Origin of the sequence: Pseudomonas azotoformans (genome assembly GCF_001579805.1) — a bacterium.
GTDB classification, from domain to species: Bacteria; Pseudomonadota; Gammaproteobacteria; order Pseudomonadales; family Pseudomonadaceae; genus Aquipseudomonas; species Aquipseudomonas azotoformans_A.
In genome coordinates this window covers 2503555-2529864 of the sequence record NZ_CP014546.1, presented here as the reverse complement: position 1 = coordinate 2529864, position 26310 = coordinate 2503555, and the positions used below count along the sequence as shown (strand labels likewise).

Genomic DNA, 26310 nt, shown 5'->3' with positions numbered 1-26310 from the left:
ATGCGTTTGATCATCGTCAGCGGCCGCTCCGGCTCGGGTAAAAGTACCGCCCTCAATGTGCTTGAGGACAACGGTTTCTATTGCATCGACAACCTGCCCGCCGGCCTGCTGCCGGAACTGGCGGAACGCGCGTTGATCCACACCGAACTGGCGCAACCCCTGGTCGCCGTTTCGATTGATGCCCGCAACCTGCCCAGCCACCTTGAGCGATTCCCGCAATTGCTCGAGGAAGTACGGGCCAAGCACATTCATTGCGACGTGCTGTACTTGGACGCCGATGAAGAGACCCTGCTCAAGCGGTTCTCCGAAACCCGCCGGCGTCACCCCCTCAGCAGCCCTCACCGCTCCCTGGCCGAAGCCATCGAAGACGAAACCAAGCTGCTGGGCCCGATCATTGACCTCGCCGACCTCAAGATCAACACCACCAGCCTCAACCTGTACCAGTTGCGTGATGCCATCAAGCTGCGCCTGCTGAACCAGCCGGAGCCGGGTACGGCGTTTCTGGTGGAGTCGTTTGGGTTCAAGCGCGGCATGCCAGTGGACGCCGACCTGGTGTTCGATGTGCGCTGCCTGCCCAACCCTTACTGGAAGCCGGAACTGCGTGAACAGTCGGGGCTGGATCAGCCCGTGGCCGATTACCTGGCCGCGCAACCGGATGTGGAGGAGATGTTCCAGGACATCTCCAGCTACCTGCTCAAATGGCTACCGCGTTTTGCCGCAAGCAACCGCGCCTATGTCACCATTGCCATCGGCTGCACCGGCGGGCACCACCGCTCCGTCTACTTGACCGAGCGCCTGGGCCAGGTGTTGCAACAAACCCTCAAGAACGTCCAGGTCCGCCACCGCGACCTTAGCTGAAAGGAACACCTTCGCGATGCCCGCTCTGGAAATTGAAATCATCAACAAACTGGGCCTGCACGCCCGTGCCTCGGCCAAATTCGTCGGCGTGGCCGGGCAGTTTCCCTGCCAGATCCGCGCCGGTCGCACGCCAGAGTCCATGGTCGACGGTAAAAGCATCATGGCGATGATGATGTTGGCAGCCGGCAAGGGCACCAAGATTCATTTGAAGACAGAAGGTGAGCAGGAAGACGAAGCGATGGCCGCACTGGTAGCGCTGATCAATAACTTCTTTGATGAGGGTGAGTAAGCTCACCCTTTGAGACAGGCGTGAAGCCGCAACGGCTTCACCCCAACGCGGTATCCATCACCATCATCAAGCAGAACCCGATGCACAGCCCCAGGCTGGCGAGTTTTTCGTGGCCATTGCGTCGTGACTCGGGGATCACTTCGTGAGTCACCACCAACAGCATCGCGCCGGCTGCCAGGGCCAGCCCCAGCGGTAAGAGCACCTCGGCCAGGCTCACCAACCAGGCGCAGAGCACAGCAAATACCGGCTCCACCAGACCTGATGCCGCGCCGATCAGGAACGCCTTGACCCGCGACATCCCCGCCCCGGCCAACACCAACGCAATCACCAACCCTTCGGGCACATCCTGCAAGGCAATGCCCATGGCCAGGCTGTCGGCATCCGGCATGCCACCGCCCGCCGAGACGCCGACCGCCATACCCTCCGGGATGTTGTGGGCGATGATGGCAAACACGAACAGCCAGATACGCGGCGGAATCACCGGTTTTTCCGGCGTGCCCACCAGCATTTCCGGGCTGGCGCCGGAGACCTTGCGATCCACCAGATACAGCCCGAAAGCACCCAACATGATGCCAAAACTGATCAAACCACTGGCGCCCCAGGGCGAAAGGCCCAGGCCTTCAGCCGCGGCAATGCCCGGCACGATCAGCGAAAACGCTGTCGCCGCCAGCATGACTCCAGCCCCAAACCCCAGCAGCGTATCGCTCAACGCCACCGGCATCCGTCGAATAACCAGCACCGGCACCGCACCGAGCGCCGTGCCGAGTGCGCAGATGGATCCGCCCTGCAGGGCGCGCAGAATGCGCGGTTCCAGGTTCAGCCAGGCCAGCCCATGGGCCACCAGCAATGCAGTACCTGCCAACAGCAGCAGCGAGCCAAATGCGTAACGAAACATCCGCCCGCTGCTGATCGCCAGTGTTTCAGTGCCCATAGTCGGCCTTAGATCTTGTTATGAAGGTGAATATCAGGCCACGGCGGCCTGATAGCGTGCGGCGACTTCTGGCCAGTTGATAACACTGTAGAAGGCATTGATGTATTCCGGACGGCGGTTCTGGTACAGCAGGTAGTAGGCGTGCTCCCACACGTCCAGACCGAGTATCGGCGTGTTGCCGTTCATCAGCGGGCTGTCCTGGTTACCGCTGCTTTCCACCACCAAGGTCTTTTGCGGGGTGACGCTCAGCCAGGCCCAGCCGCTGCCGAAACGGGTCAACGCGGCCTTGGTGAAAGCCTCCTTGAAGCTGTCGAAGCCGCCCAGTTGTTCGTCGATGGCTTTGCCCAGTACGCCCTCGGGCTTGCCGCCGCCTTTAGGCGACATCACCGCCCAGAACAGCGAGTGGTTGGCATGCCCACCGCCCTGATTGATCACCGCTGCGCGCAGTTTTTCTGGCAGTTGCTGCACGCTGGAGACCAGCTTCTCGACCGGCCAACCGGCGAACTCGGTGCCCTCGACGGCAGCGTTGAGGTTGTTGATGTAGGTTTGGTGGTGCTTGGTGTAGTGGATTTCCATGGTTTGCGCATCGATATGCGGTTCCAGGGCGTCATAGGCGTAAGGCAATGCAGGCAGGGTATAAGTCATATCAATGTGCTCCGTAATGAGGAGTGGCGGGTTGCGCCGCAGCGCCACCCAACAGGCGATGAGTGCGCGGGTACTCGCCGTGATCGCTGATGAAATTCAATAGCTCGACGTAGGTCTTGCTGCTCTGACGCAACGCCGCTTCGCGCAATTGCGGGCTCAGACGCGAGTCCTGCATGGTCTGCAACAAGCGCTGATGGATAGCGCACAGGTACTCAGCGCTCTCCTCCGGCTGGTTCAGGCGCAGGTGCAGGTCCGCCAGGTTGTGATGGGAAATGACGCAAGCCGCCACTGCTTCGTCGGCATCCGCCCAGCGTTCGAACAACACTTGGGCCAGGGCCAGGGCTTGCAAATAGGCCTCGCGAGCGTCAACCAACTCGCCCGCCATAAAGCAGCGATTGGCCCGTTCGATCGTGCGTTTCCAGTGCTCCATGGTGAGCCTCCAAAGCAGGGTCGGTGATTACACACCGCCAGCGGTGAGCTTTTCCGGGTCCAGCAGGATCTCCAGTTGGCTGCGCGGCAAGTCGGTGTGTTCAAGAGCGACCTCAATCACCGGACGGCCTTGTTGATAGGCCTTCTTGGCGATTTCAGCAGCCTTTTGGTAACCGATGATCGGGTTGAGTGCGGTCACCAGGATCGGGTTGCGCGACAGCGCTTCCTTGAGCTTGGCTTCGTTGACCTTGAAGCTGGCGATGGCCTTGTCGGCCAGCAAACGACTGGAATTGGCCAGTAATTCCAGGCTGCTGAGCAGGTTCTGCGCGATGATCGGCAGCATCACGTTCAGCTCGAAGTTGCCTGACTGACCGGCGACGGTGATCACCGTGTCATTGCCGATGACCTGAGCGGCAACCATTGCCGTGGCTTCCGGAATTACCGGGTTGACCTTGCCGGGCATGATCGAAGAGCCCGGCTGCAAGCCTTCCAGCTCGATTTCACCCAGGCCGGCGAGTGGGCCGGAGTTCATCCAGCGCAGGTCGTTGGCGATTTTCATCAGCGACACGGCGGTGGCTTTCAACTGGCCAGAGACTGCGACGGCTGTGTCCTGCGAGCCAATCAGGGCAAACAGGTTCTTGCCGGGTGTGAATTTCACGCCGGTCAGGCTGCTCAGTTGCTGGCTGAAACGCGCCGCGAATTCCGGGTGTGCGTTGATCCCGGTGCCGACTGCCGTACCACCTTGGGCCAGTGCTTGCAGGCTCGGCAGAAGATCTTGCAGGTGACCGATATTGGCCTTGAGCTGCTGCGCCCAACCGTTGAGCACCTGGCTCATGCGTACGGGCATGGCGTCCATCAGGTGCGTACGGCCGGTCTTGATGAACGGGTGAACCTCTTCGGCTTTCCGCTCGATGACCTGTACCAGGTGCAGCAGGGCCGGGAGGGTTTGCTCATGCAGGACCAGCGCGGCACTGACGTGGATCGTGGTCGGGATGATGTCGTTGCTGCTCTGGCCGCAGTTCACGTGGTCGTTGGGGTTGACCGACTCGCCGAGCAAGCGCGTGGCCAGGGTGGCAATCACTTCGTTGGCGTTCATGTTGGAGCTGGTGCCGGAGCCAGTCTGGAAGATATCCACCGGAAAATGCGGCATGAAGTCGCCTTCCAGCAAACCTTGGGCGGCGTCGACGATGGCCTTGCCCTGCCCTTCGCTGATTTGCTTGAGGTCGACGTTGACCTTGGCGGCAGCCGCCTTGGCCAGGATCAGAGCGCGAATGAATTGCGCCGGCATGCGTTGATGACTGATCGGGAAATTGTTCACCGCGCGCTGGGTTTGCGCACCGTACAAGGCCTCGGCAGGTACTTGCAGTTCGCCCATGCTGTCGCGTTCGATACGGGTGTTACTCATCGTTAGATCCTTGCACCAGGTCAGAAACAGAAAGGGAGGGCAGCAATTCGCAGGTCGCCAATCGCCACGCAAAGGACTGCCAGCGCTTGAGGCGGCAGGCGCAGTGGGAGAGTTTTTCCAGGTCGCGCAGAGGGCGCCAGGCCTGGTCCAGGCACAGGGAGCGCCAATGCCAGGGCAGCGCGATGTCGCTGGCGGTATCGAGCAGCAGGCGGAATGAAGTTTCTGCGATCGTCCACGGATGGGTCGCCGTGCAGCACGCTAGGTATCGACCCTCATTGAGGTAATGTTCGATCAGGCGCGGCTCGTTGGGGTCGAGGCCGCAGCGAATCTGGCGACTCATCCAGCGCCAGCTCTCCAAGTAAGGATCCTCATGCAGGACAGAACTCATGATCCACGCTCATTCGGTAATGATATTTATTATTAAATGATATTGAGAATCAAAACAATAGCGGCAGATTGATCCGCTTGCAAAACGCCCACAAAAAAAGGCGCGCCACCTGATAGATGGCGCGCCTTTTTGGCTTACGCGTTAGAGGGATTAGCTGCCGGCGACAGTCATCCGCTCTATCAACACCGAACCTGTGCGAATGTTGCTGCGCAATTCCAGATCATTACCCACGGCGACGATCTGCTTGAACATGTCGCGCATATTGCCGGCGATGGTCACTTCCTGGACGGCAAACTGGATCTCGCCATTTTCCACCCAGAAACCCGCCGCGCCGCGGGAGTAATCACCGGTGACCATGTTCAGGCCATGGCCCATCAGCTCAGTCACCAGCAAGCCGCGCCCCATGCGCCGCAGCAGCGCCGCCTGGTCTTCATCGCCATGGGTAACGAACAGGTTGTGTACACCACCGGAGTTTGCGGTGCTTGGCAGGCCCAGCTTGCGACCGGCGTAGGTGCCCAACACGTAAGACACCAACTCGCCCTTCTCGACGAACGGCTTGGCATAGGTCGCCAAACCATCACCGTCGAACGACGTACTGCCCATGGCGCGCATCAAGTGCGGGCGCTCATCAATGGTCAGCCATTCCGGGAACAGCTTCTGGCCAATCGCCCCCTCCAGGAACGAAGATTTGCGGTACAAGTTGCCACCGGAAATCGCCCCCAGGAAACTGCCAAACAGCCCACCGGCCAGTTCTGCCGAAAACAGCACCGGCACTTCACAGGTCGGTACCGGGCGTGCGCCCAGACGGCTCGCCGCACGCTGCGCGGCGCGCTGGCCAATACTGACCGGGTCCGCCAGCAACTCGCCCTGGCGGTTCACGTCATACCAGTAATCGCGTTGCATCTGGCCATCAGCCTCGGCGATCATCACGCAGCTCAAGCTATGGCGGGTGGACGCATAACCACCGATAAAGCCATGGCTGTTGCCATACACACGGCAACCTTGATGCGTACTCAACGTGGTGCCATCCGCATTCTTGATGCGGGCATCGGCGTCGAACGCGGCGGCTTCGCAGATCAGCGCCTTTTCAATGGCCTGTTCGGGGGTGATGTCCCAGGCGTGAAACAGATCGAAGTCCTTCAGGTCCTTGGCCATCAGCGCCTTGTCGGCCAGGCCCGAGCTTTCGTCCTCGGAGGTGTGCTTGGCGATTGCCAACGCAGCCGCCACCGTCTCGCGAATCGCTTCCGGACCGCTGGCCGAGGTACTGGCCGAACCTTTGCGTTGCCCGACATACAAGGTGATACCAAAACCCTGGTCGCGGTTGAACTCAACGGTTTCCACTTCCCGCTGGCGCACCGACGTCGACAGCCCCTGCTCCAGCGACACCGCCACTTCACAGGCACTGGCCCCCTGGCGCTTGGCCTCGGCAAGGATCTGCTCGACTTGTTCCTGCAGTGCCGGTAACGCTTGCGGACCGACGCTTTGGGCTGCACTCATGGTTTTCTCCACTCAAATTCTGCTTTCGGTTAAGGCCATCGAGCGACCGGGCCGGACAAGCGGCCCCCGACTGGTTATCATGGCGGCGTTTCTTTGCGGACTGCCACCATGGTTGATTCTTACGACGACTCCCTCGATGGGGAGAAAAGCAAAACCCAGGTCAAACGTGAGCTGCATGCTCTGGTTGACCTCGGCGAGCGCCTTACAACGCTCAAAAAAGACTTGATTGCAAAACTGCCACTGACCGACGAAATGCGTCGTGCCCTGGCCGATGCGCCCAAGCACACCGCGAATATCGCGCGTAAACGGCACATCTCGTTTATCGGCAAACTCATGCGCGATCAGGACATCGACGCCATTCTGACCTTGCTCGATCAAACCGATGCCTCGACTCGCCAGTACAACGAACGCTTCCATAACCTGGAACGTTGGCGTGACCGCCTGATCTCGGGCGATGACGCGGTGCTGGAGAAATTCGTGGTGGACTACCCGGACGCGGACCGCCAGCAACTGCGCTCCCTGATCCGTCAGGCCCAGCACGAACTGGCGCATAACAAGGCGCCGGCCACCAGCCGTAAAATCTTCAAGTACATCCGTGAGCTGGACGAGACTCAACGCGGCCTGCGCTGATCCTCTTCCCCGGGTGGCGGTTTTCGCCACCCGAAGCTCCACCTTTCTTACGACCCCGTGCCACCCACGGTGATCGCATCAATCTTCAGCGTTGGCTGGCCGACACCCACCGGCACCGACTGCCCGTCTTTCCCGCAGGTGCCTACGCCACTGTCCAGCGACAGGTCGTTACCGACCATCGACACCTTGCTCATGGCTTCCGGACCGTTACCGATCAACGTCGCACCTTTGACCGGCGCGGTGATCTTGCCGTCTTCGATCAAGTACGCCTCGCTGGTGGAGAACACGAACTTGCCGCTGGTGATATCCACCTGGCCACCCCCGAGGTTGGCGCAGTAGATACCGCGTTTCACCGAAGCGATGATCTCGGCCGGGTCGCTTTCGCCGCCGAGCATGTAGGTGTTGGTCATGCGCGGCATCGGCAGGTGCGCATAGGATTCACGGCGGCCGTTACCGGTGCGCGCCACGCCCATAAGGCGAGCGTTGAGCTTGTCTTGCATGTAGCCCTTGAGCACACCGTTTTCAATCAGGGTGGTGCACTCGGTCGGGGTGCCTTCGTCGTCGACGCTCAGCGAGCCCCGGCGACCGGGCCAGGGTGCCGTCATCGACGATGGTGCAGAGTTTGGACGCAACCATTTCACCCATGCGCCCGCTGTAGGCCGAACTGCCCTTACGGTTGAAGTCACCTTCCAGGCCATGGCCGACCGCTTCGTGCAGCAGCACGCCGGACCAGCCCGAACCCAACACCACCGGTAAAGTGCCGGCCGGCGCTGGAATGGCTTCCAGATTGACCAGCGCCTGGCGCAACGCTTCACGGGCGTACCCCATGGCACGGTCGTCGGTGAGGAAATAACGGTAGTCGGTACGCCCGCCGCCGCCATGACCACCGCGCTCGCGGCGACCGTTCTGTTCGACGATCACACTGACATTGAAACGCACCAACGGGCGTACATCCGCCGCCAGGCCGCCGTCGGTGGAGGCCACCAAAATGCGCTCCCACACACCGGCCATGCTCACGGTGACCTGCTGGATACGCGGGTCCAGCGCACGGGTGGCGGCGTCGATACGCTTGAGCAGCTCGACCTTTTCGGCCCGGCTGATCACTTCCAGAGGGTTATCCGGCGCGTACAACTGCGCCACGTCCTGGGTGCTGAACGCCTGCACCGTGCCATTTTGCCCGGCCCGGGAGATCGAGCGCGCGGCACGCGCCGCCAGGCCCAAGGCCTCCAGGGTGATCGCGTTGCTGTAGGCAAAGCCGGTTTTTTCACCGGATTGCGCGCGCACGCCCACTCCCTGATCGAGGTTGAAACTGCCTTCCTTGACGATGCCGTCTTCCAGGGCCCAGGACTCGGAAATCTGCCCCTGGAAATACAGGTCGGCCGCGTCGATGCCCGGCCCGGCCAGGTCGCCGAGTACGGTTTGCAAGCTTTCGATGGTCACGCCACCGGGTGCCAGGAGGTGATCACTGACTGAGGACAACAACTCGCTCATAGGTATGGCCTTAAATTCATCGTTCCGAAGCAGGTCGCTGTGCGCCCTGCGAGAAAAAGCGCCGATGGTTGACCACCGGCATGCGCGCCCTTATCGACGCTTGTTCAGTGCTATCGCGTGCGGCCAGCAACACCGCTTCGCCTTGATCCTGTTGTGCCAGCACCCGCCCCCAGGGGTCGACAATCGCCGCATGACCATGGGTTTCCCGTGGCCCCGGATGCACACCGCCTTGAGCGGCCGCCAGCAGGTAGCACTGGGTCTCGATGGCGCGTGCGCGAATCAGCACATCCCAGTGCGCCGCGCCGGTCACCGCCGTAAACGCCGACGGCGCGGTAATCAATTCAGCCCCTGCCGCGCGCAACTCGCTGTACAGCTCAGGGAAGCGCAGGTCGTAACACACCGTCAGGCCCAAGCGGCCGACGGGCGTGTCCGCCACCACCACATTGCCTCCGAAAGCATAGTCGTCGGATTCGCGATAACGGCCACGGGCATCGGCGACATCCACATCGAACAGGTGCAACTTGTCGTAACGGGCAACGATTTCACCCTGATCATCGACCAGCAATGAGCAGGCATTGGACTTGGCGTTTGGCTGGTCCTTTGGCGGCAGCGGCAAAGTGCCTGCCACTATCCATAAGGTGAGGTCGCGGGCGGTCTGTTTCAACCACGGCAGGATCGGGCCTTCGCCCAGTGCTTCGGCGCGACCGATGTCGGCCACATCGCGGCGGCCCATGGCGGCGAAGTTTTCCGGCAATACTGCCAGCTTCGCACCGCGCGCGGCCGCTTGCTCCAGCAGACGCCGGGCCTGGGCCAGGTTGGCCAGCACATCGCTCTGGCTGACCATTTGAATTACCGCAAAGGACATGGGCCGTCTCTCCGTCAAGGGCATGCGGCCATGCTACTCCACAGGCCCTCAGTTTGGCTTTTCAAATGGCTTGTCGAAGGTGATTTTCGGGTCCTTCCACGGGCCTTCCACCTTGTATTGCACACTGGCGAAGCGCGCAACACGGTCACCAATCAGCTTGTCGATCAGGAACAACGCACCGCCGATAGCAGGCGCGCCTACGATCAGCGCGGCGATCGGCAGGTTATTGGTCACCGGCAAGGTGACCAGCAGCTTGGCGTCGACACGGTCTGCGACCAGGTCCAGGGTGCCGTTGAGTTCCAGGTTCGTCGAAGGCCCGGTCATGGTGATCGGCTCACGGGTCACGAACACGCCGTTGCTCGCCGCCAGCAACCCTTTGACCCGGTCATAGCTCAAGCCCTTGCCGAGCAAGTCCGAAAAGTCCAAGCGCAGACGGCGCCCAATGGAGTTGAAGTTCAGCAGGCCAAACACCCGCAGCGCCTGGGCGCCACCTTCCACTTCGACGAACTGGCCATTGCGGAACGCTGCATCCAGGCTGCCGGAAAAACGCTTGGGCCCGACATAGGCCGGCGAACCGGGCCAGCGACCATCGACATCCAGGTGAAAATCCTGGCTGGTGACAGTGGGCGCATAACCCCAACCCTTGAGTACATCACCGATATTCTTGCCATCCAGGCGACCCTTGTACCAACTACTGCTGTCGACTGCCGTTCCTTCCCAACCGCCCGCGCCCTTGAGCTGCATGCCCTTGAGGCCGAGGTCCAGGTTATTGAAGGCCAGGCCTTTGGCTGTCGGGCGGATTTTCAGCGACCAGGCGCCTATCAGATCCGGTCCTTGGAACAGTTGATCAATGCCGATATCCAGCGCCGGAATGTCCTTGGGGTCGATGCCCGCCAAGGGGTCCGGCGCGTTTTCGTCAGCCTGCACCGTCGGATCCACCGCCGGCAGCTTCACATATTGCAGGTTGACCGCAATCGGTGCGCCCTTGGCGTCCGGCAGGTTGACCGTGCCCTTGGCCTGCTGACTGTCGAGTTGCAGGCCCCACGCCGCAGGCTTGCGGTCCAGCTGTAGATTGACCTGATCAAACTGGGTGCCGAAACCGGTCAGCTTGCCCACCTTGAAGTCAGCGCCGCTGAGCAACTGCTTGGCGCTGCCGCCCGGATCGTTGCCCGCGTAGCGGTCAACCAACTTCTTCCAGGGATCGATATCGAGTTCAGACAGCACGCCGCGAATGCGCAAGCCCTTCGCCCCAGGCAACACGGCATCGCCATCACCCAGGAAAAGCTCACCGCGCCCTTCATTGAATTTGTCCGGCGGCGCCGCAAAGGTGAAGTTGGCCAGCTCGCCATAGTCGAACCAATAACGACGCTCGGCGCCCTGCAAGGTCATGCGGAACACACTGTCACGCCCCTGGCTGGCGGGCATGCCGAACGGTGCTGGCAGGTCCACGGCAACACCCTTCAGGTTGGAGCTGACCATCAGTTGGCTATCGGCGCCGTCGAGGGTCAGTTGCAGTTGGTAGGGAATATCGCCGGACACCGGCAACGGCTGGCTGATTTTCAACCAGTCCGTCAGCCGCTTGACCGTCACCTGGCCCCTGGCATTCACACGCGTGCTGATATTGCCCGGCTTGCCATCGGCAACGATCTGCGCCGTGATCGGCCGGTCAAACGCCTGGGCCGTGATGTTCTGGCCACTGAGGCCTTTGGCGCTGTCGAAGCGGAAATCGCCCTTGAGCTGAGTGAGGTCCAGAGTCGGCTCGGCCAGTTGCAGGCGCGCTTTATCCGTCTTGAAGTCCACCACGATTTTCGGCTCGGTGCCCTTCGCCAACGGCACATCCAGGTCAAGGCTGCCTTGCAGGTCGCCCTCCCCCTTCCAGCCGGCAAAGGTCGATGCGGTGCCGATCGGCGCTTCCTGGAGGATTTTCAAACCATCGCCCAAACCACCGGCAAACCCGCCGGTCAGTAACAGATGACTGTCCTTGCCCTCCGGCGCGTGGGGGATATTGACGTAGACGTCCCTGACCTTGGTGTCGAGCAACTGGCCCTTGCTGGCCAGGATGCGTACGCCGCTTTCCTCGACAAACACTTCGCCATTGACCTTGCTCACATGCGGCCAGCCCGGCTGGAACGCCAGTTCGGCGTCATGCACCTTGAAGAACAGACTGATATTGCGCGAGGCCGGCAGTGCGTCGTGGTTCAGCGAACCCTGGTACTGGAAGAAGCCCTGGTCCACCGCGCCCTTGAGAATCGCCGTGCGCAGCCACTCATCCAACGCAGGACTTAACACCGCCGGCAGGTATTTGGGGGTGAATCGCCCATCGCCATCGACCATGCCGACCCGGAGGTCCATATAGTCTTCCTGGTTGTGGTCAAAGTGCAGGCGAATCAAGAAATCCGCAGCGACTTTGCCCTCCTCACCCAACACCTTGATGTAGGGCGCGATCAGGGTGAAGCCTTCCTTGTCGAGCTTCCATGTCAGGCGTGCGTTGGCCTGGATGTACTGCCACGGCTTGGCAAAGATCGGGTCGAGGTGCAGGGAAAAGTCCTTGCTGTCCATGCGCAACTCGCCGTGCCCCAGGTCACCGCTGATGCTGCCGGACACGTTGCGCGCGGCCGGCGCGCCAAAGTAGGCATCAAAACCGATGCGCTCGAGGTTGGCGGCGAAGCTGACTTTTTGATCGGTGGTGTCTTGAGGGCGAAAATCCACCAGCACATTACGCAGCAGGCCCGTCGCCTTGAGGTGCTGAATGGTCTTGGCAAAACCTTCCGGCAACGGCGCCAGGGCATTGAGCAGTGGCGTGATCGGCGTCAGATCCAGGCGGTCGGCCTGGAGCTTCCAGACTTCCTGATCCTTGTCGGTAGCCAGGGTTTGCTGAAGTTGCAGGCGCGACTCCCAGCGGGTTTCCCCCAGGTTCATCGCTAGCGAGTCGAACAGCACCTTGAGACCGCTATCGCTGCGTTGCAGGTAGGCGGTGAGCGCCAGATTCTCGATATGCACAGGTTTGCGATCGGCGTAGCTGCCTTTTACCTGCGGCGAGTTGAGGCGCACTACTGCGCTCTGCACAGTACCTTTGGCCCAGGTCAGCCAGAATTCACCGCCGGCCTTGAATTGGCTGAGCTTCCATTGCTGGGTCAGCTTGGCCGGAATCCACTTGGCCCAGTCGCTTTGCGGCAGGCTCAGGTAAGCCTGGACCTCGCCGTCCTTCCACTGGCTGGCGCGGATACGCGTGCGCAGGCTCACCGCCAAGGGCTGGCCGTCGGGCAGGGTCAGACGCGCATCCAGGCGTTGGCGGGTGACGCCGGTGTGCAGGCTCAGGCCTACATACGTCAGGGTCACAGGCGCTTGGTCAAACGGCTGCAAGGTCACTTGGCTGTCGAGCAGCGACACGCGCTTGACCTTTTGCATGTTCTTGAGCAGTTGCTCAGGGTCGACGGGTTGGTCGTCCTGCACAGGGAGGCCTTGCAAGGCCCATTTGCCGTCCTTGTCTTCCTTGACGCTGAGCTGCAAGCCACTGACCTGCAGATGAGCAATACGCACTTCGCGGGCCATCAGGCTGGCCCACATGTCCGGCACCACTTCGACCTGGTCCAGGCGCAAGGCACTGCTGCCCTCGCCTACCATCACATCATGGGCCCGCAATACCGGCGCGAAGCCGCTCCAGCGGCCCTCAAGACTGCCAATGTGCAACGGCATGTCCACCGCAGCCTGGGCCTTGGCTTCAATCTCCGCACGGTACTCGGCCACCAGTGGCGTCAACTCTCGACCCAGGCTCACATACACCGCTGCCAATACCAGCAGCAAGGCACAGAGGCCCAGACCCCAACGGGTCAAAGCGGCAAAAAAGCGTATCAGACGCTCCATGTCAGGCGACCCTCAAGGCAGTAGTCGGACGGCAGATCAAGGCCTGCCTGTCTCATAAAAGGTAAGCGAATGGGGATCAGAGCAGCACCACGTCGTATTGTTCCTGGGAATACATGGTTTCGACCTGGAAGCGTATCGTGCGCCCGATAAACCCCTCCAGTTCGGCAACGTTACCGGATTCTTCGTCCAGCAGCCGGTCGACCACTTTCTGGTTGGCGAGCACTCTGTAACCCTCGGCCTGGTAGGCTCGTGCCTCTCGCAGGATTTCGCGGAAAATCTCGTAGCAAACGGTTTCCGGGGTCTTCAATTTACCGCGGCCCTGGCAACTGCTGCACGGCTCGCACAGCACTTGTTCCAGGCTTTCGCGGGTGCGCTTGCGGGTCATCTGCACCAGGCCCAGCTCGGTGATGCCAATGATGTTGGTCTTGGCGTGATCGCGCTCCAGCTGTTTTTCCAGGGTACGCAGCACCTGGCGCTGGTGTTCTTCATCTTCCATGTCGATGAAGTCGATGATGATGATGCCGCCCAGGTTACGCAGGCGCAGTTGGCGCGCGATCGCGGTGGCCGCTTCGAGGTTGGTCTTGAAGATGGTTTCTTCGAGGTTGCGATGGCCGACGAACGCGCCGGTGTTGACGTCGATGGTGGTCATGGCTTCCGCCGGGTCCACCACCAGGTAGCCACCGGACTTGAGCGGCACCTTGCGTTCCAGGGCTTTCTGGATTTCGTCTTCGACGCCATACAGGTCGAAGATCGGTCGCTCGCCGGGATAGTGTTCCAGGCGGTCGGCAATTTCCGGCATCAACTCGGCAACAAACTGCGTGGTGCGCTGGAAGGTTTCCCGCGAGTCGATGCGAATTTTCTCAATCTTCGGGCTGACCAGGTCGCGCAGCGTGCGCAGGGCCAGGCCGAGGTCTTCATAGATCACGCTGGGCGCGCCGATGGTCTTGATCTGGGCACCGATCTGATCCCACAGGCGCCGCAGGTAGCGGATGTCCATGAGGATCTCATCGGCACCGGCGCCTTCTGCGGCAGTGCGCAGGATAAAACCGCCCGCCTCCTTGATACCTTCGGCCGCCACGCAGTCGCTGACCACCTTTTTCAGGCGCTCGCGCTCGGCTTCGTCTTCGATCTTCAGGGAAATGCCAACATGGGCAGTGCGTGGCATGTACACCAGGTAACGCGACGGAATCGACAGTTGCGTGGTCAGGCGCGCGCCTTTGGAGCCGATGGGGTCCTTGGTGACTTGCACCACCAGGCTCTGCCCTTCGTGTACCAGGGCGCTGATGCTTTCTACCGCTGGCCCTTCGCGCAGGGAAATTTCCGAAGCATGGATAAACGCGGCACGGTCCAGGCCGATGTCGACGAAGGCCGCCTGCATGCCTGGCAAAACCCGCACCACCTTGCCTTTGTAGATATTGCCGACGATCCCACGCTTCTGGGTGCGCTCCACGTGCACTTCTTGCAGAACACCGTTCTCTACCACCGCCACGCGCGATTCCATCGGCGTGATATTGATCAGAATCTCTTCACTCATGGCTGGGTCTCGTTCAGGCGTTTTCACAATAGTGACCGATCGCTTAAGGCTGGGCGCTGGAGTACGGCGTTCAGCGCGCGGTAAGGTTTTGCCAACAGGGTATGCCGAATTGGCCGAGCAGTTGCGCGGTTTCGCACACCGGCAGGCCCTACCACGGCGGAATAACTGCCATTGAGCCCTGCGACGAACACCGAGCCCAACCCTTGGATAGCATAGCCGCCCGCTTTGTCCTGGGGCTCGCCACTGTGCCAGTAGGTGGTTGCTTCCTCGACGGAAATCTCGCGAAACCGTACACGACTGCTTACACAAACAGTCTCGCAGCGCTGGCCATCGGTGAGGGCAATGGCAGTGAGCACTTCATGCTCACGCCCCGCCAGCGCCATCAACATGGCCAGGGCATCGGCCTGATCGACGGGCTTACCGAGGATTTTTCCATCGACGATTACGGCGGTATCGGCACCCAACACACAGGCGTCGTAGGTGTTTTCGAGCACAGCCAAACCCGCCGTCGCCTTGCCACGCGCAAGGCGCTCGACGTAGGAAACGGCGGATTCGCTTGTAAGAGGAGTTTCATCGATAGCGGCACTGACCACGGTGAAAGGCACACCGATCTGGGTCAGCAGTTCACGCCGCCTCGGGGAGCCCGAGGCCAGGTAAAGCGAATTCATTGCAGACTCTCCCTGTAGGGTTCGATAACCAGGCAGAGCCTCGCAATCCATTCAATTGATTTTATAGCGACGACGCAATCCACGCAGACCGAAGCTGATCCATGGCCACAGCAAGGCACTGACCAACGCCGGCAATACCAGTGCCAGGGTTGGCTGGCGGTTACCGGTCAACGCACTCAGCCATAGCTGAACCAACTGCGCCAGGCCGAAGATCACAAGGATCACCAGGCATTGCTGCCACATCGGGAACATGCGCAGGCGTTGTTGCAACGACAGCACCAGGAAGGTGATCAGCGTCAGGATCAACGCGTTCTGACCCAGCAAGGTGCCATAGAGCACATCCTCCGCCAAGCCCAGGAACATCGCTGTGACCATGCCGACTTTGTGCGGCAGGTTCAGCGACCAGAACGCCAGCAACAGCGCCAGCCAAAGCGGGCGCAGAATTTCCATGAACTGCGGCAAGGGCGAAACGCTCAGCAGCATACCGATAGCAAAGGTGAGCCAGACGATCCAGCCGTTGCGCGAATGAGTACTGGCCATTATTCCTCCCTCTGCCGCATGGTTGCCGGAGCAGTTGCCGGTGGCTTGGCAGCCGGGGTCGCGGCCGGTGGTTTAGTCACGGCGGGCTTGGCGGGGCGCGTGTTGTGAGCGGCCGGCTTGACCGGGGTGGCGACGGGCGCTGCCGGAGCCGCCGTCGGTGCAGGCGGCCCGACGAATGCCGGCTTGGGCACAGTCGCCGGAACGATCGGCGCTGTACCGTTTTGCTTGTCTTCCGCTTCCTGGGCCTGCGCGGCGTCGTTGGCGCGCTCTTCCGGCGTACGGTTGTCGCTGAACACCAGCAACAGGTAGCGACTGCGGTTCAACGCAGCCGTCGGCACGGCACGCACAATGGCGAACGGCTGACCGGAATCGTGGATCACTTCCTTCACCGTCGCCACCGGGTAACCCGCCGGGAAACGCTGACCCAGGCCGGAGCTGACCAGCAGGTCGCCTTCCTTGATGTCGGCGGTATCGGCCACGTGGCGCAATTCCAGACGCTCCGGGTTACCGGTGCCGCTGGCAATCGCACGCAGGCCGTTGCGGTTCACCTGCACCGGAATGCTGTGGGTGGTGTCCGTCAGCAACAATACCCGCGAGGTGTAGGGCATCAGCTCAACCACTTGGCCCATCAGGCCACGGGCGTCGAGCACCGGCTGCCCCAGGACCACACCGTCGCGCTCACCCTTGTTGATGATGATGCGATGGGTGAAGGGGTTGGGGTCCATGCCGATCAACTCGGCCACTTCGACCTTTTCATTGACCAGCGCAGAAGAATTGAGCAACTCGCGCAGCCGAACGTTCTGCTCGGTGAGGGCCGCGAGCTTTTGCATGCGCCCCTGCAACAGCAGGTTTTCGGTCTTGAGTTTTTCGTTTTCGGCAACCAGTTCGGTGCGGCTGCCAAATTGGCTGGCCACGCCCTGGTACAGACGTTGCGGCAGGTCGGTGATCCAGTAAGTCTGCATCAACACCAGCGACATCTGGCTGCGCACGGGCTTGAGCAGTGCAAAGCGGGCGTCGACCACCATCAGCGCGACCGAAAGCACGACCAGCACCAACAGGCGCACGCCCAATGAGGGGCCTTTGGCGAAAAGCGGTTTAATAAGCCGCTCCTCCCAGGCAAATGTTCTCTTTATTCATACGGCATCTAACCGGCCTGGATGCAGATTGAAGAAGATAAACGCCCGCAGGCAGCACTGCAAAGTGCTGCCTGCGGGCGAAACATGGGCTAATCAGCAAATGCTTATTCGCTGGAAAGCAGGTCCATGGTGTGTTTATCCATCATTTCCAGTGCACGACCACCGCCACGGGCAACGCAAGTCAGCGGGTCTTCGGCGACGATCACCGGCAGGCCAGTCTCTTGGGCCAGCAGCTTGTCGAGGTCGCGCAGCAAGGCGCCACCACCGGTGAGCACCAGGCCACGCTCGGCGATGTCGGAAGCCAGTTCCGGCGGCGATTGCTCCAGGGCGCTTTTCACCGCCTGAACGATGGTAGCCAGGGACTCTTGCAGAGCTTCCAGCACTTCATTGGAGTTCAGGGTGAAGGCACGTGGAACGCCTTCGGCCAGGTTGCGACCGCGCACGTCAACTTCGCGCACTTCGCCGCCTGGGTAGGCAGTGCCGATTTCCTGCTTGATGCGCTCTGCGGTGGATTCACCGATCAGGCTGCCGTAGTTACGACGTACATAAGTAATGATCGCTTCGTCGAAACGGTCGCCGCCGACACGTACGGATTCGGCATAGACCACACCGTTCAGGGAGATCAGGGCGATTTCAGTGGTACCACCACCGATATCCACCACCATCGAACCGCGTGCTTCTTCAACCGGCAGGCCGGCACCGATCGCAGCCGCCATTGGCTCTTCGATCAGGAACACTTCACGGGCACCGGCACCAAGGGCCGATTCACGGATGGCACGACGCTCAACCTGGGTGGACTTGCACGGAACGCAGATCAGCACACGAGGGCTGGGCTGCAGGAAACTGTTTTCGTGAACCTTGTTGATGAAGTACTGCAGCATCTTCTCGCAGACGCTGAAGTCGGCGATCACGCCGTCTTTCATCGGACGAATGGCGGCAATATTGCCCGGTGTACGGCCGAGCATGCGCTTGGCCTCGGTGCCGACGGCAACGACACTTTTCTGGTTACCGTGCGTCCGAATAGCCACAACCGATGGCTCATTCAGGACGATACCGCGCTCGCGCACGTAAATAAGGGTGTTGGCAGTGCCCAGGTCAATGGAAAGATCGCTGGAAAACATGCCACGCAGTTTCTTGAACATGGGAAAGGGACCCTAGGCAACGCGTGGGTAAAAAAGTGCGGCAAACTCTAACAACGACAGGGATTTTGGGCAAGGCGCCAATGTGCTAAATTGGCCGACTTTCTGTGCACCTAACCCCACAATCGCGGCCGTAAGACCGTAGAAATGCGGTAGTGTTCCGACAATCTAACACACGGACAGCCTCCGTTCTGTTTTCCACTGGAGATTCCCATGACGCTTGAACGCTCCGACGTGGAAAAAATCGCGCACCTGGCCTCGCTTGGCCTTAATGATGCCGATCTTCCACAGACCACCGCAGCCCTGAACAGCATTCTCGGGCTGGTCGACCAAATGCAGGCCGTGAACACCGACGGTATCGAGCCCCTGGCTCACCCGTTGGAAGCCAACCAGCGCCTGCGCGCAGACGTCGTGACCGAAAGTAATAATCGCGAGGCCTACCAGTCCATCGCGCCAGCGGTCGAAAACGGCCTGTACCTGGTTCCGAAAGTCATCGACTAAAGGGAAAGAGCCTGCAATGCATCACATGACTCTGGCCGAGATCGCCCGCGGTCTCGCCGACAAAAAGTTTTCTTCCGAAGAGCTGACCAAGACCTTGCTAGCGCGCATCGCCGAGCTGGATCCTGCGGTCAACAGCTTCATCAGCCTCACCGAAGAACTGGCCCTGAGCCAGGCCAAGGCCGCCGACGCACGTCGCGCCAACGGTGAAAATGGCGCGCTGCTGGGCGCTCCAATCGCCCACAAAGACCTGTTCTGCACCCAGGGCATTCGCACCAGTTGCGGCTCGAAGATGCTCGACAACTTTAAAGCACCCTACGACGCCACCGTGGTGTCCAAGCTGGCCGCCGCCGGGGCCGTGACCCTGGGCAAGACCAACATGGACGAATTCGCCATGGGTTCGGCCAACGAGTCGAGCTACTACGGCGCGGTGAAAAACCCGTGGAACCTGGAGCACGTGCCCGGCGGTTCGTCGGGTGGTTCGGCGGCCGCGGTTGCCGCGCGCTTCCTGCCGGCGGCTACGGCCACCGACACGGGCGGTTCGATCCGCCAGCCAGCAGCCTTCACCAACCTCACCGGCCTGAAGCCGACCTACGGTCGCGTTTCCCGTTGGGGCATGATCGCCTACGCCTCCAGCCTCGATCAGGGAGGCCCTTTGGCGCGCACCGCCGAAGACTGCGCAATTTTGTTACAAGGCATGGCAGGCTTCGATAAACAGGACTCCACCAGCATCGATGAGCCCGTGCCGGATTACAGCGCCAGCCTGAACACCTCGCTCAAGGGCCTGCGCATCGGCGTGCCGAAGGAATACTTCAGTGCCGGTCTCGACCCGCGCATTGCTGAGCTGGTGCACAACAGCGTCAAGACGCTGGAAAGCCTCGGTGCCGTGATCAAGGAAATCAGCCTGCCGAACAACCAGCACGCGATTCCTGCGTACTACGTGATCGCACCGGCAGAAGCTTCCTCGAACCTGTCGCGTTTCGACGGCGTGCGTTTCGGCTACCGCTGCGAAAACCCGAAAGACCTCACCGACCTTTATAAGCGCTCTCGTGGCGAAGGCTTCGGTGCCGAAGTCCAACGCCGGATCATGGTCGGTGCCTACGCCCTGTCGGCCGGCTACTACGACGCTTACTACCTCAAGGCGCAGAAGATCCGTCGCCTGGTGAAGAACGACTTCATGGCCGCCTTTGAACAGGTCGACGTGATCCTCGGCCCAACCACGCCGAACCCGGCCTGGAAGCTCGGCGCCAAGAACGGCGATCCGGTGGCTGCGTACCTCGAAGACCTGTACACCATCACCGCCAACCTCGCGGGCCTGCCGGGCTTGTCCATGCCAGCCGGTTTCGTCGATGGCCTGCCGGTCGGCGTGCAATTGCTCGCCCCGTATTTCCAGGAAGGCCGCCTGCTCAATGTGGCGCACCAGTACCAGTTGAACACCGACTGGCACACTCGCACCCCTACCGGCTTCTGAGGAGAACACTATGCAATGGGAAGTTGTGATCGGGCTGGAGATTCATACCCAGCTCGCCACCCAATCGAAGATTTTCTCCGGTAGCGCCACCACGTTTGGCTCCGAGCCGAACACCCAGGCCAGCCTGGTCGACCTGGGCATGCCCGGCGTTTTGCCAGTGCTGAACCAGGAAGCGGTGCGCATGGCGGTGATGTTCGGCCTGGCGATTGACGCCGAGATCGGCCAGCACAACGTGTTCGCGCGCAAGAACTACTTCTACCCGGACCTGCCCAAGGGCTACCAGATCAGCCAGATGGAACTGCCGATCGTCGGCAAGGGCCACCTGGACATCCCCCTGGAAGACGGCACCATCAAGCGCGTCGGCGTGACCCGTGCGCACCTTGAAGAAGACGCCGGCAAGAGCCTGCACGAAGAATTCCCAGGCGCCACCGGTATCGACTTGAACCGCGCCGGTACACCGCTGCTGGAAATCGTCTCCGAGCCGGACATGCGCAGCGCCAAGGAAGCCGTGGCCTACGTCAAGACCATCCACGCGCTGGTGCGTTACCTGGGCATTTGCGACGGCAACATGGCCGAAGGCTCGCTGCGTTGCGACTGCAACGTGTCGATCCGTCCAAAGGGCCAAGCCGAGTACGGCACTCGCTGCGAGATCAAGAACGTCAACTCGTTCCGCTTCATCGAGAAGGCGATCAACAGCGAAGTACGCCGCCAGATCGAGCTGATCGAAGACGGCGGCAAGGTCATCCAGCAAACGCGCCTGTACGACCCGAACAAAGACGAAACCCGCGCCATGCGCAGCAAAGAGGAAGCCAACGACTACCGTTACTTCCCCGACCCGGACTTGTTGCCGGTGGTCATCGAGGACTCGTTCCTCAATGACGTGCGCGCCACCCTGCCGGAACTGCCGCAGCAGAAACGCGAGCGCTTCCAGGCGCAGTTCGGCCTGTCGGTCTACGATGCCAGCGTCTTGGCCTCCAGCCGTGAACAAGCCAACTACTTCGAAAAAGTCGTGAGCATTGCCGGCGACGCCAAACTGGCGGCCAACTGGGTGATGGTTGAGCTGGGCAGCCTGTTGAACAAACAGGGCCTGGAAATCGACGAAGCCCCGGTCACCGCAGAGCAATTGGGCGGCATGCTGTTGCGCATCAAGGACAACACCATCTCCGGCAAGATCGCCAAGACCGTGTTCGAAGCCATGGCCGCAGGCGAAGGCAGCGCGGACGAGATCATCGAGCAGCGTGGCCTCAAGCAAGTCACCGACAGCGGCGCAATTTCGGCCGTATTGGATGAAATGCTCGCAGCCAACGCCGAGCAGGTCGAGCAATACCGTGCGGCAGACGAGGCCAAGCGCGGCAAGATGTTCGGCTTCTTTGTGGGTCAGGCGATGAAAGCCTCCAAGGGCAAGGCCAACCCGCAACAGGTGAACGAATTGCTGAAAAGCAAGCTCGAAGGCTGACCAGCGACACGCGCCCCTTCGGGGGCGCACTTTTTCGGGGACACCTTGCATGAAGCGTCTACTCGGCCTCCTGGCCTTGTTCTCCCTGTTGGCCGGCTGCGCCAGCGGCGTCATCAACCCCAACGGCTACGACGAAACCGGCACCGCCTCCTATTACGGCGCCCGGCACCATGGCAAAAAGACCGCCAGCGGTGAACCCTTCAACCAGAACGCCCTGACCGCCGCCCACCGGCAATTGCCGTTCGGCACCCAGGTCAAGGTCACCAATCTCGACAACGACAAATCCGTGGTTGTCCGCATCAACGATCGCGGCCCGCATACCCGTGGGCGCCTGATCGATCTTTCACGCAAGGCAGCCGAACAGCTGGGTATGATCAGCAGCGGTACGGCGCGAGTGCGCGTACAAGCGCTTAGCAACTAAACGGAGCCCAGGCCATTTTCGGATTAACCGCCCTCTCGCCCTGGAGCCTGCTGGAATTGGTCAGCGGCCTGGTGCTGCTGATCATCGGCGCCGAAATCCTGGTGCGCGCCGCCGTGCGCCTGGCCGCGAGCCTCAAGGTGCGACCGCTGATCATCGGCCTGACAATCGTCGCCTTCGGCAGCAGCGCGCCACAGATGACCGTCAGCCTGCAAGCCACCCTGGCCGGCAACACCGATATCGCCGTGGGCAGTGTGATCGGCAGCAGCATCTTCAACATCCTCGTGACCCTCGGGCTGTCGGCGCTGATCATTCCGTTGCGGGTCTCACGCCAACTGGTGCGCCTGGATATTCCGGTGATGATCCTGGCCGGGCTGCTGGTGTTCACCCTCGCCGCCAACGAAGAACTCACGCCGCTTGATGGCTTGCTGTTGCTGGTTGCCCTGGTCGCCTACCTCGGCGTGCTGCATTACCAAACGCGCCATTCCCGCCGCCCACGCACACTGGACACCGTAGCCCGCGCGCCCTGGCTGAGCAGCGTGTTGCTGATGCTCGGCGGGCTGCTGATCCTGGTGCTGGCCGGCCATTTGTTGTTGGGCGCGGCGGTGGATGTGGCGAGCGACCTGGGCCTGTCGGAACGTGTGATCGGCCTGACCTTGATCGGCGTCGGCACCTCGCTGCCATGCCTGGCGACCTCGCTGATTGCCGCCCTGCGCGGCGAGCGGGACATCGCCGTGGGCAACGTGATTGGCAGCAACCTGTTCAACCTGCTGGGCGTATTGGGCCTGACCGCGCTGCTCGCGCCCTCGCCGCTGTCGGTATCGCCCAATGCCCTGGACTTCGACCTGCCGGTGATGCTCGGCGTGGTGGTGCTGTGCCTGCCGGTGTTCTACACCGGGTACCGGGTGACCCGCGCCGAAGGCCTGGTGTTGCTGGGCCTGTACCTGGCGTATGGGTTGCACGTGATGGCCTTTACTACGGGCATGCCCCTGGCCACCCAGCTTGAACACCTGATGCTGTATTACGTCCTGCCAGTGCTGGTGGCTTTTCTGTTGTTCAGCACGCTGCGAGCCTGGCGCCGCCAACACAAGAGGGAATCGCAATGACCGATCAGAAAAAGCCCGGGGTTGAGATGCGTCGCCAGGTCATGGGCGATGTGTTCGTCGACCGCGCCCTGGGCAATGCCACCGAGTTCACCCAGCCGCTGCAGGATTTCGTCAACGAGCACGCCTGGGGCAGTGTGTGGAACCGCGAAGGCTTGCCGCTGAAAACCCGCAGCCTGATCACCCTCGCCGCCCTGACCGCGCTCAAGTGCCCGCAGGAACTCAAAGGTCACGTGCGCGGCGCGTTGAACAATGGCTGTACCGTGGAAGAGATTCGCGAGGCGTTGCTGCATTGCGCGGTGTATGCCGGTGTGCCGGCGGCGATTGATGCGTTCCGCGCCGCCCAGGAAGTGATCGACACCTACCAGAAAGAAGGCTAGATCCAGCCGCCGGCCTGCAACACGAAGATCCCGATATTCGTGGTCACCGCCGCCATCAAGGTGGTGATCACGATAATCGCCGCCGCCAGCTCATGATTACCCTCGGCCGCCCTGGCCATCACAAAACTGGCGGCTGCGGTCGGCGCACCGAAGTACAGGAACAGAATCCCCAACTCTGGCCCGCGAAAGCCCAGCAACCACGCGCCCAAGGTCGCCGCCACCGGCAGCCAGACCATCTTCATCAAACTCGCGCTCAGCGCCCTATTGCCGCTCTTGCGCAACGCTGCCAGGGACAAGGTGCCGCCAATGCAGATCAAGGCCAACGGCAAGGTGGTATCGGCCAGATACTGCATGGATTTTTCCAACCAGCCCGGCAGGCCAATCTGAAAATAAGCGAACGGTGCCGCCACGATCACGCTGATGATCAACGGGTTGGCCACCACACTTTTGCAGATGCTCCACGGATCGGACTTGATCACCGGGCTGTACACCGCCAGCACGATGGTCGACAGCGTGTTGTAGAACAGGATCACCAGCGCCGCGAGAATCGCACCAAGGGAAATCCCATAGTCACCGTACATGCTGGCCGCCAGCGCCAAGCCAATCACACCGTTATTGCCGCGAAACGCGCCCTGGGTGTAGATGCCCCGGTCTTCACGCGGGCAACGAAAGATCGCCCAGCCCCAGGCCAGGGCGAAGCTGAGCAAGGTCGCAACCGCAAAGTAGATCAGCAGCCCCGGCTTGAGCGCCGAGTGCAGGTCGGCATGCAAGATACCGAGGAACAGCAGCGCCGGCATGGTGACGTTAAACACCAGGGACGAGGCCGTGTGGATGAAATTGTCGTTGATCCAGTTGATGCGCTTGAGCAGCACCCCCAGAAACAGCATGGCAAACACCGGCGCGGTGATGGTCAGGGTCGTGAGGAAAATTGCCAGCATGCCGGGGAGAACCTTGGTGAGCGTCGTTAGGTGGCTAATGATAAGCCAGTGTAGGCCGCTTCGTCTGGTCTAGCGCTTGTGGCGAGGGAGCTTGCTCGCGCTGGGGCGCGCAGCGGCCCTAAAAACAGGCCTGCTGCGCAGTCCAGCGGGAGCAAGCTCCCTCGCCACAGGTTATTGCGGGTTCAGGTAATCGGCGCCGGGTTAAACAACGTGATGTCGTTGTGCAGCTTGTGATGCTCCGCCCACGTCTGCTTCTTGCCACTGGCCACATCCAGGTAAAAGTGAAACAACTCCCAGCCCAGTTCCTCGATGCTCGCCCGTCCCGTGGCAATACGCCCAGCATCGATATCGATCAGGTCCGGCCAGCGCTGCGCCAGCTCCGTACGCGTCGACACCTTCACCACCGGCGCCATCGCCAGCCCATACGGCGTACCACGCCCGGTGGTGAACACATGCAGGTTCATCCCCGCCGCCAGTTGCAAGGTGCCGCACACAAAGTCACTGGCCGGCGTGGCGCAAAAAATCAGGCCCTTGCCCTTGAAACGCTCGCCTGGGCCGAGCACGCCATTGATCGCGCTGCTGCCAGACTTGACGATGGAGCCCAGGGACTTCTCGACAATGTTCGATAACCCGCCCTTCTTGTTGCCGGGCGTGGTGTTGGCGCTGCGATCCGCTTCGCCCTTGGCCAGGTAACGGTCGTACCAGTCCATTTCCCGGACCAGCTCCTGAGCAACTTCCTTGCTTTGCGCGCGAGACGTCAGCAGGTAGATGGCATCGCGGACTTCAGTGACTTCGGAAAACATCACCGTCGCGCCGGCCCGCAACAGCAAATCCGAGGCATAGCCCAGCGCCGGGTTGGCGGTGATGCCGGAAAACGCATCACTGCCGCCACACTGCATGCCCAGGATCAGCTCGGACGCCGGCACGGTTTCCCGGCGGCGCTGGTCGAGTTTCTTCAAGCGCGTCTCGGCCAGTTCCATGATCTGCTCGATCATCTCGGTAAAGCCGTGGCTGGAATCCTGCAGCCGGTAGAGCCAGGGCTCACTCAGGTCAACCGAGCTGTCGTTGTCGTGCATCACCTGCCCGGCCTGCAATTTCTCGCAACCCAGACTGATCACCAGGGCTTCGCCGCCCAGGTTCGGGTTGCGCGCCAGGTTGCGCACCGTGCGGATCGGAATGTAGGCATCGGTGGCGGTGATCGCCACGCCGCAGCCGTAGCTGTGGGTCAGCGCCACCACGTCGTCGACGTGTGGGTACTTGGGCAGTAATTCGTCCTTGATGCGCTTGACCGCATGGTCCAGCACGCCGGTGACGCACTGCACCGTGGTGGTGATGCCAAGGATATTGCGCGTGCCCACCGTGCCATCCGCGTTGCGGTAACCCTCAAAGGTGAACCCTTCCAACGGTGCCTGGGCCTCAGGCACCTCGGTGGACAGCGGCAAGCTGTCCAACGGCGGCGCAGTGGGCATGCGCAGTTGATCCTCCTGCACCCAACTGCCGCGCGGGATGGGTGCCAGGGCGTAACCGATGGTCTGGCCGTAGCGAATAATCTGACCGCCTTCGGGGATGTCTTCCAGGGTCACCTTGTGGCTCTGCGGGATGAAATCCACGGTCACCAGGCCGTCCGGGAATTCGGTCCCGGCCGGAACGCCCTGGTCATTGACCACGATCACCACGTTGTCGCGTTCGTGCAAACGAATGGAGCGCGGCGAGTCGGCATGTTCAATCAACTGCATC

Annotated in this window: 23 protein-coding genes and 2 pseudogenes; 9 read left to right on the top strand and 16 right to left on the bottom strand. The window is 61.3% G+C overall.

What is annotated here, in order from left to right:
- Entirely contained in the window at positions 1 to 858 is an 858-nt protein-coding gene (rapZ, locus tag AYR47_RS11705) for an RNase adapter RapZ (RefSeq protein ID WP_028618857.1), read from the top strand.
- A 16-nt stretch (positions 859 to 874) separates the two neighbouring features.
- Entirely contained in the window at positions 875 to 1147 is a 273-nt protein-coding gene (locus AYR47_RS11700; protein WP_016974292.1) for an HPr family phosphocarrier protein, read from the top strand.
- Between the two features lie 37 nt (positions 1148 to 1184).
- Here the strand turns inward: AYR47_RS11700 and AYR47_RS11695 are convergent, their stop codons facing one another.
- The 6 genes from AYR47_RS11695 to pmbA form a co-directional block, all read right to left on the bottom strand.
- The gene (locus AYR47_RS11695; protein WP_016976208.1) at positions 1185 to 2078 is read right to left on the bottom strand and encodes a ZIP family metal transporter; all 894 of its coding nucleotides are present in this window, start codon (positions 2076 to 2078) and stop codon (positions 1185 to 1187) included.
- Between the two features lie 33 nt (positions 2079 to 2111).
- Positions 2112 to 2723 carry a superoxide dismutase gene (locus AYR47_RS11690; protein ID WP_033899365.1) on the bottom strand — a complete coding sequence of 204 codons (612 nt, stop codon included), beginning with the start codon at positions 2721 to 2723 and terminating at the stop codon, positions 2112 to 2114.
- A 1-nt stretch (position 2724) separates the two neighbouring features.
- Positions 2725 to 3153, bottom strand: coding sequence for a hypothetical protein (locus AYR47_RS11685; protein WP_016976210.1), 429 nt, complete (start codon positions 3151 to 3153; stop codon positions 2725 to 2727).
- Between the two features lie 27 nt (positions 3154 to 3180).
- Positions 3181 to 4557: a class II fumarate hydratase gene (locus AYR47_RS11680; RefSeq protein ID WP_061435335.1), complete on the bottom strand. Its 1377-nt coding sequence runs from the start codon at positions 4555 to 4557 to the stop codon at positions 3181 to 3183.
- Complete coding sequence (locus AYR47_RS11675) at positions 4550 to 4945, bottom strand: hypothetical protein (RefSeq protein ID WP_033899355.1); 396 nt, start codon at positions 4943 to 4945, stop codon at positions 4550 to 4552. Before AYR47_RS11675 ends, AYR47_RS11680 begins: the two co-directional genes overlap by 8 nt.
- 150 nt (positions 4946 to 5095) lie before the next feature.
- Positions 5096 to 6442: a metalloprotease PmbA gene (pmbA, locus tag AYR47_RS11670; protein WP_033899352.1), complete on the bottom strand. Its 1347-nt coding sequence runs from the start codon at positions 6440 to 6442 to the stop codon at positions 5096 to 5098.
- Between the two features lie 108 nt (positions 6443 to 6550).
- On the opposite strand from pmbA, the gene yjgA reads away from it, so the two are divergent.
- Positions 6551 to 7072, top strand: coding sequence for a ribosome biogenesis factor YjgA (yjgA, locus tag AYR47_RS11665; RefSeq protein WP_033899348.1), 522 nt, complete (start codon positions 6551 to 6553; stop codon positions 7070 to 7072).
- A gap of 47 nt (positions 7073 to 7119) precedes the next feature.
- Here the strand turns inward: yjgA and tldD are convergent.
- The 8 genes and pseudogenes from tldD to mreB form a co-directional block, all read right to left on the bottom strand.
- A pseudogene (gene tldD / locus AYR47_RS11660) lies at positions 7120 to 8563 on the bottom strand (metalloprotease TldD).
- Positions 8564 to 8579: 16 nt separating this feature from the next.
- Positions 8580 to 9428: a carbon-nitrogen hydrolase family protein gene (locus AYR47_RS11655; RefSeq protein WP_061435333.1), complete on the bottom strand. Its 849-nt coding sequence runs from the start codon at positions 9426 to 9428 to the stop codon at positions 8580 to 8582.
- A gap of 48 nt (positions 9429 to 9476) precedes the next feature.
- Positions 9477 to 13292 (bottom strand): YhdP family protein, encoded by a 3816-nt coding sequence (locus tag AYR47_RS11650; protein WP_061435331.1) that lies wholly within the window; start codon positions 13290 to 13292, stop codon positions 9477 to 9479.
- A gap of 76 nt (positions 13293 to 13368) precedes the next feature.
- Entirely contained in the window at positions 13369 to 14826 is a 1458-nt protein-coding gene (gene rng / locus AYR47_RS11645; RefSeq protein ID WP_010213134.1) for a ribonuclease G, read from the bottom strand.
- 70 nt (positions 14827 to 14896) lie between these two features.
- Positions 14897 to 15494 (bottom strand): annotated as a pseudogene (locus AYR47_RS11640) (Maf family protein).
- Positions 15495 to 15545: 51 nt separating this feature from the next.
- Complete coding sequence (gene mreD, locus AYR47_RS11635; RefSeq protein ID WP_016976217.1) at positions 15546 to 16034, bottom strand: rod shape-determining protein MreD; 489 nt, start codon at positions 16032 to 16034, stop codon at positions 15546 to 15548.
- Complete coding sequence (gene mreC, locus AYR47_RS11630) at positions 16034 to 17104, bottom strand: rod shape-determining protein MreC (RefSeq protein WP_061435328.1); 1071 nt, start codon at positions 17102 to 17104, stop codon at positions 16034 to 16036. The genes mreD and mreC overlap by 1 nt, the downstream gene beginning before the upstream one ends.
- Before the next feature lie 170 nt (positions 17105 to 17274).
- Complete coding sequence (gene mreB, locus AYR47_RS11625; RefSeq protein WP_002555108.1) at positions 17275 to 18312, bottom strand: rod shape-determining protein MreB; 1038 nt, start codon at positions 18310 to 18312, stop codon at positions 17275 to 17277.
- 210 nt (positions 18313 to 18522) lie between these two features.
- Here mreB and gatC point away from each other — a divergent pair, with 210 nt between their 5' ends.
- From gatC to AYR47_RS11595, 6 genes are read left to right on the top strand one after another with little or no spacing between them, the layout of a single operon-like run.
- On the top strand, positions 18523 to 18810 hold the full coding sequence (gene gatC, locus AYR47_RS11620) for an Asp-tRNA(Asn)/Glu-tRNA(Gln) amidotransferase subunit GatC (RefSeq protein WP_016976218.1): 288 nt from the start codon (positions 18523 to 18525) through the stop codon (positions 18808 to 18810).
- Positions 18811 to 18826: 16 nt separating this feature from the next.
- Positions 18827 to 20278, top strand: a complete 1452-nt coding sequence (gatA, locus tag AYR47_RS11615) for an Asp-tRNA(Asn)/Glu-tRNA(Gln) amidotransferase subunit GatA (protein ID WP_061435326.1) — start codon at positions 18827 to 18829, stop codon at positions 20276 to 20278.
- Positions 20279 to 20288: 10 nt separating this feature from the next.
- Entirely contained in the window at positions 20289 to 21734 is a 1446-nt protein-coding gene (gene gatB / locus AYR47_RS11610) for an Asp-tRNA(Asn)/Glu-tRNA(Gln) amidotransferase subunit GatB (RefSeq protein ID WP_033899327.1), read from the top strand.
- 49 nt (positions 21735 to 21783) lie between these two features.
- On the top strand, positions 21784 to 22155 hold the full coding sequence (locus AYR47_RS11605) for a septal ring lytic transglycosylase RlpA family protein (RefSeq protein ID WP_016976221.1): 372 nt from the start codon (positions 21784 to 21786) through the stop codon (positions 22153 to 22155).
- A 56-nt stretch (positions 22156 to 22211) separates the two neighbouring features.
- A complete protein-coding gene (locus AYR47_RS11600; protein ID WP_033899324.1) occupies positions 22212 to 23258 on the top strand; it encodes a calcium/sodium antiporter in 1047 nt (348 codons plus the stop codon).
- Positions 23255 to 23635 (top strand): carboxymuconolactone decarboxylase family protein, encoded by a 381-nt coding sequence (locus AYR47_RS11595; RefSeq protein ID WP_017530104.1) that lies wholly within the window; start codon positions 23255 to 23257, stop codon positions 23633 to 23635. Before AYR47_RS11600 ends, AYR47_RS11595 begins: the two co-directional genes overlap by 4 nt.
- Here the strand turns inward: AYR47_RS11595 and AYR47_RS11590 are convergent.
- Positions 23632 to 24573 (bottom strand): AEC family transporter, encoded by a 942-nt coding sequence (locus AYR47_RS11590; RefSeq protein WP_033899317.1) that lies wholly within the window; start codon positions 24571 to 24573, stop codon positions 23632 to 23634. The two genes, AYR47_RS11595 and AYR47_RS11590, sit on opposite strands and share 4 nt — an antisense overlap.
- Before the next feature lie 182 nt (positions 24574 to 24755).
- Entirely contained in the window at positions 24756 to 26309 is a 1554-nt protein-coding gene (garD, locus tag AYR47_RS11585) for a galactarate dehydratase (protein ID WP_061435325.1), read from the bottom strand.
- Position 26310 lies beyond the last annotated feature (1 nt).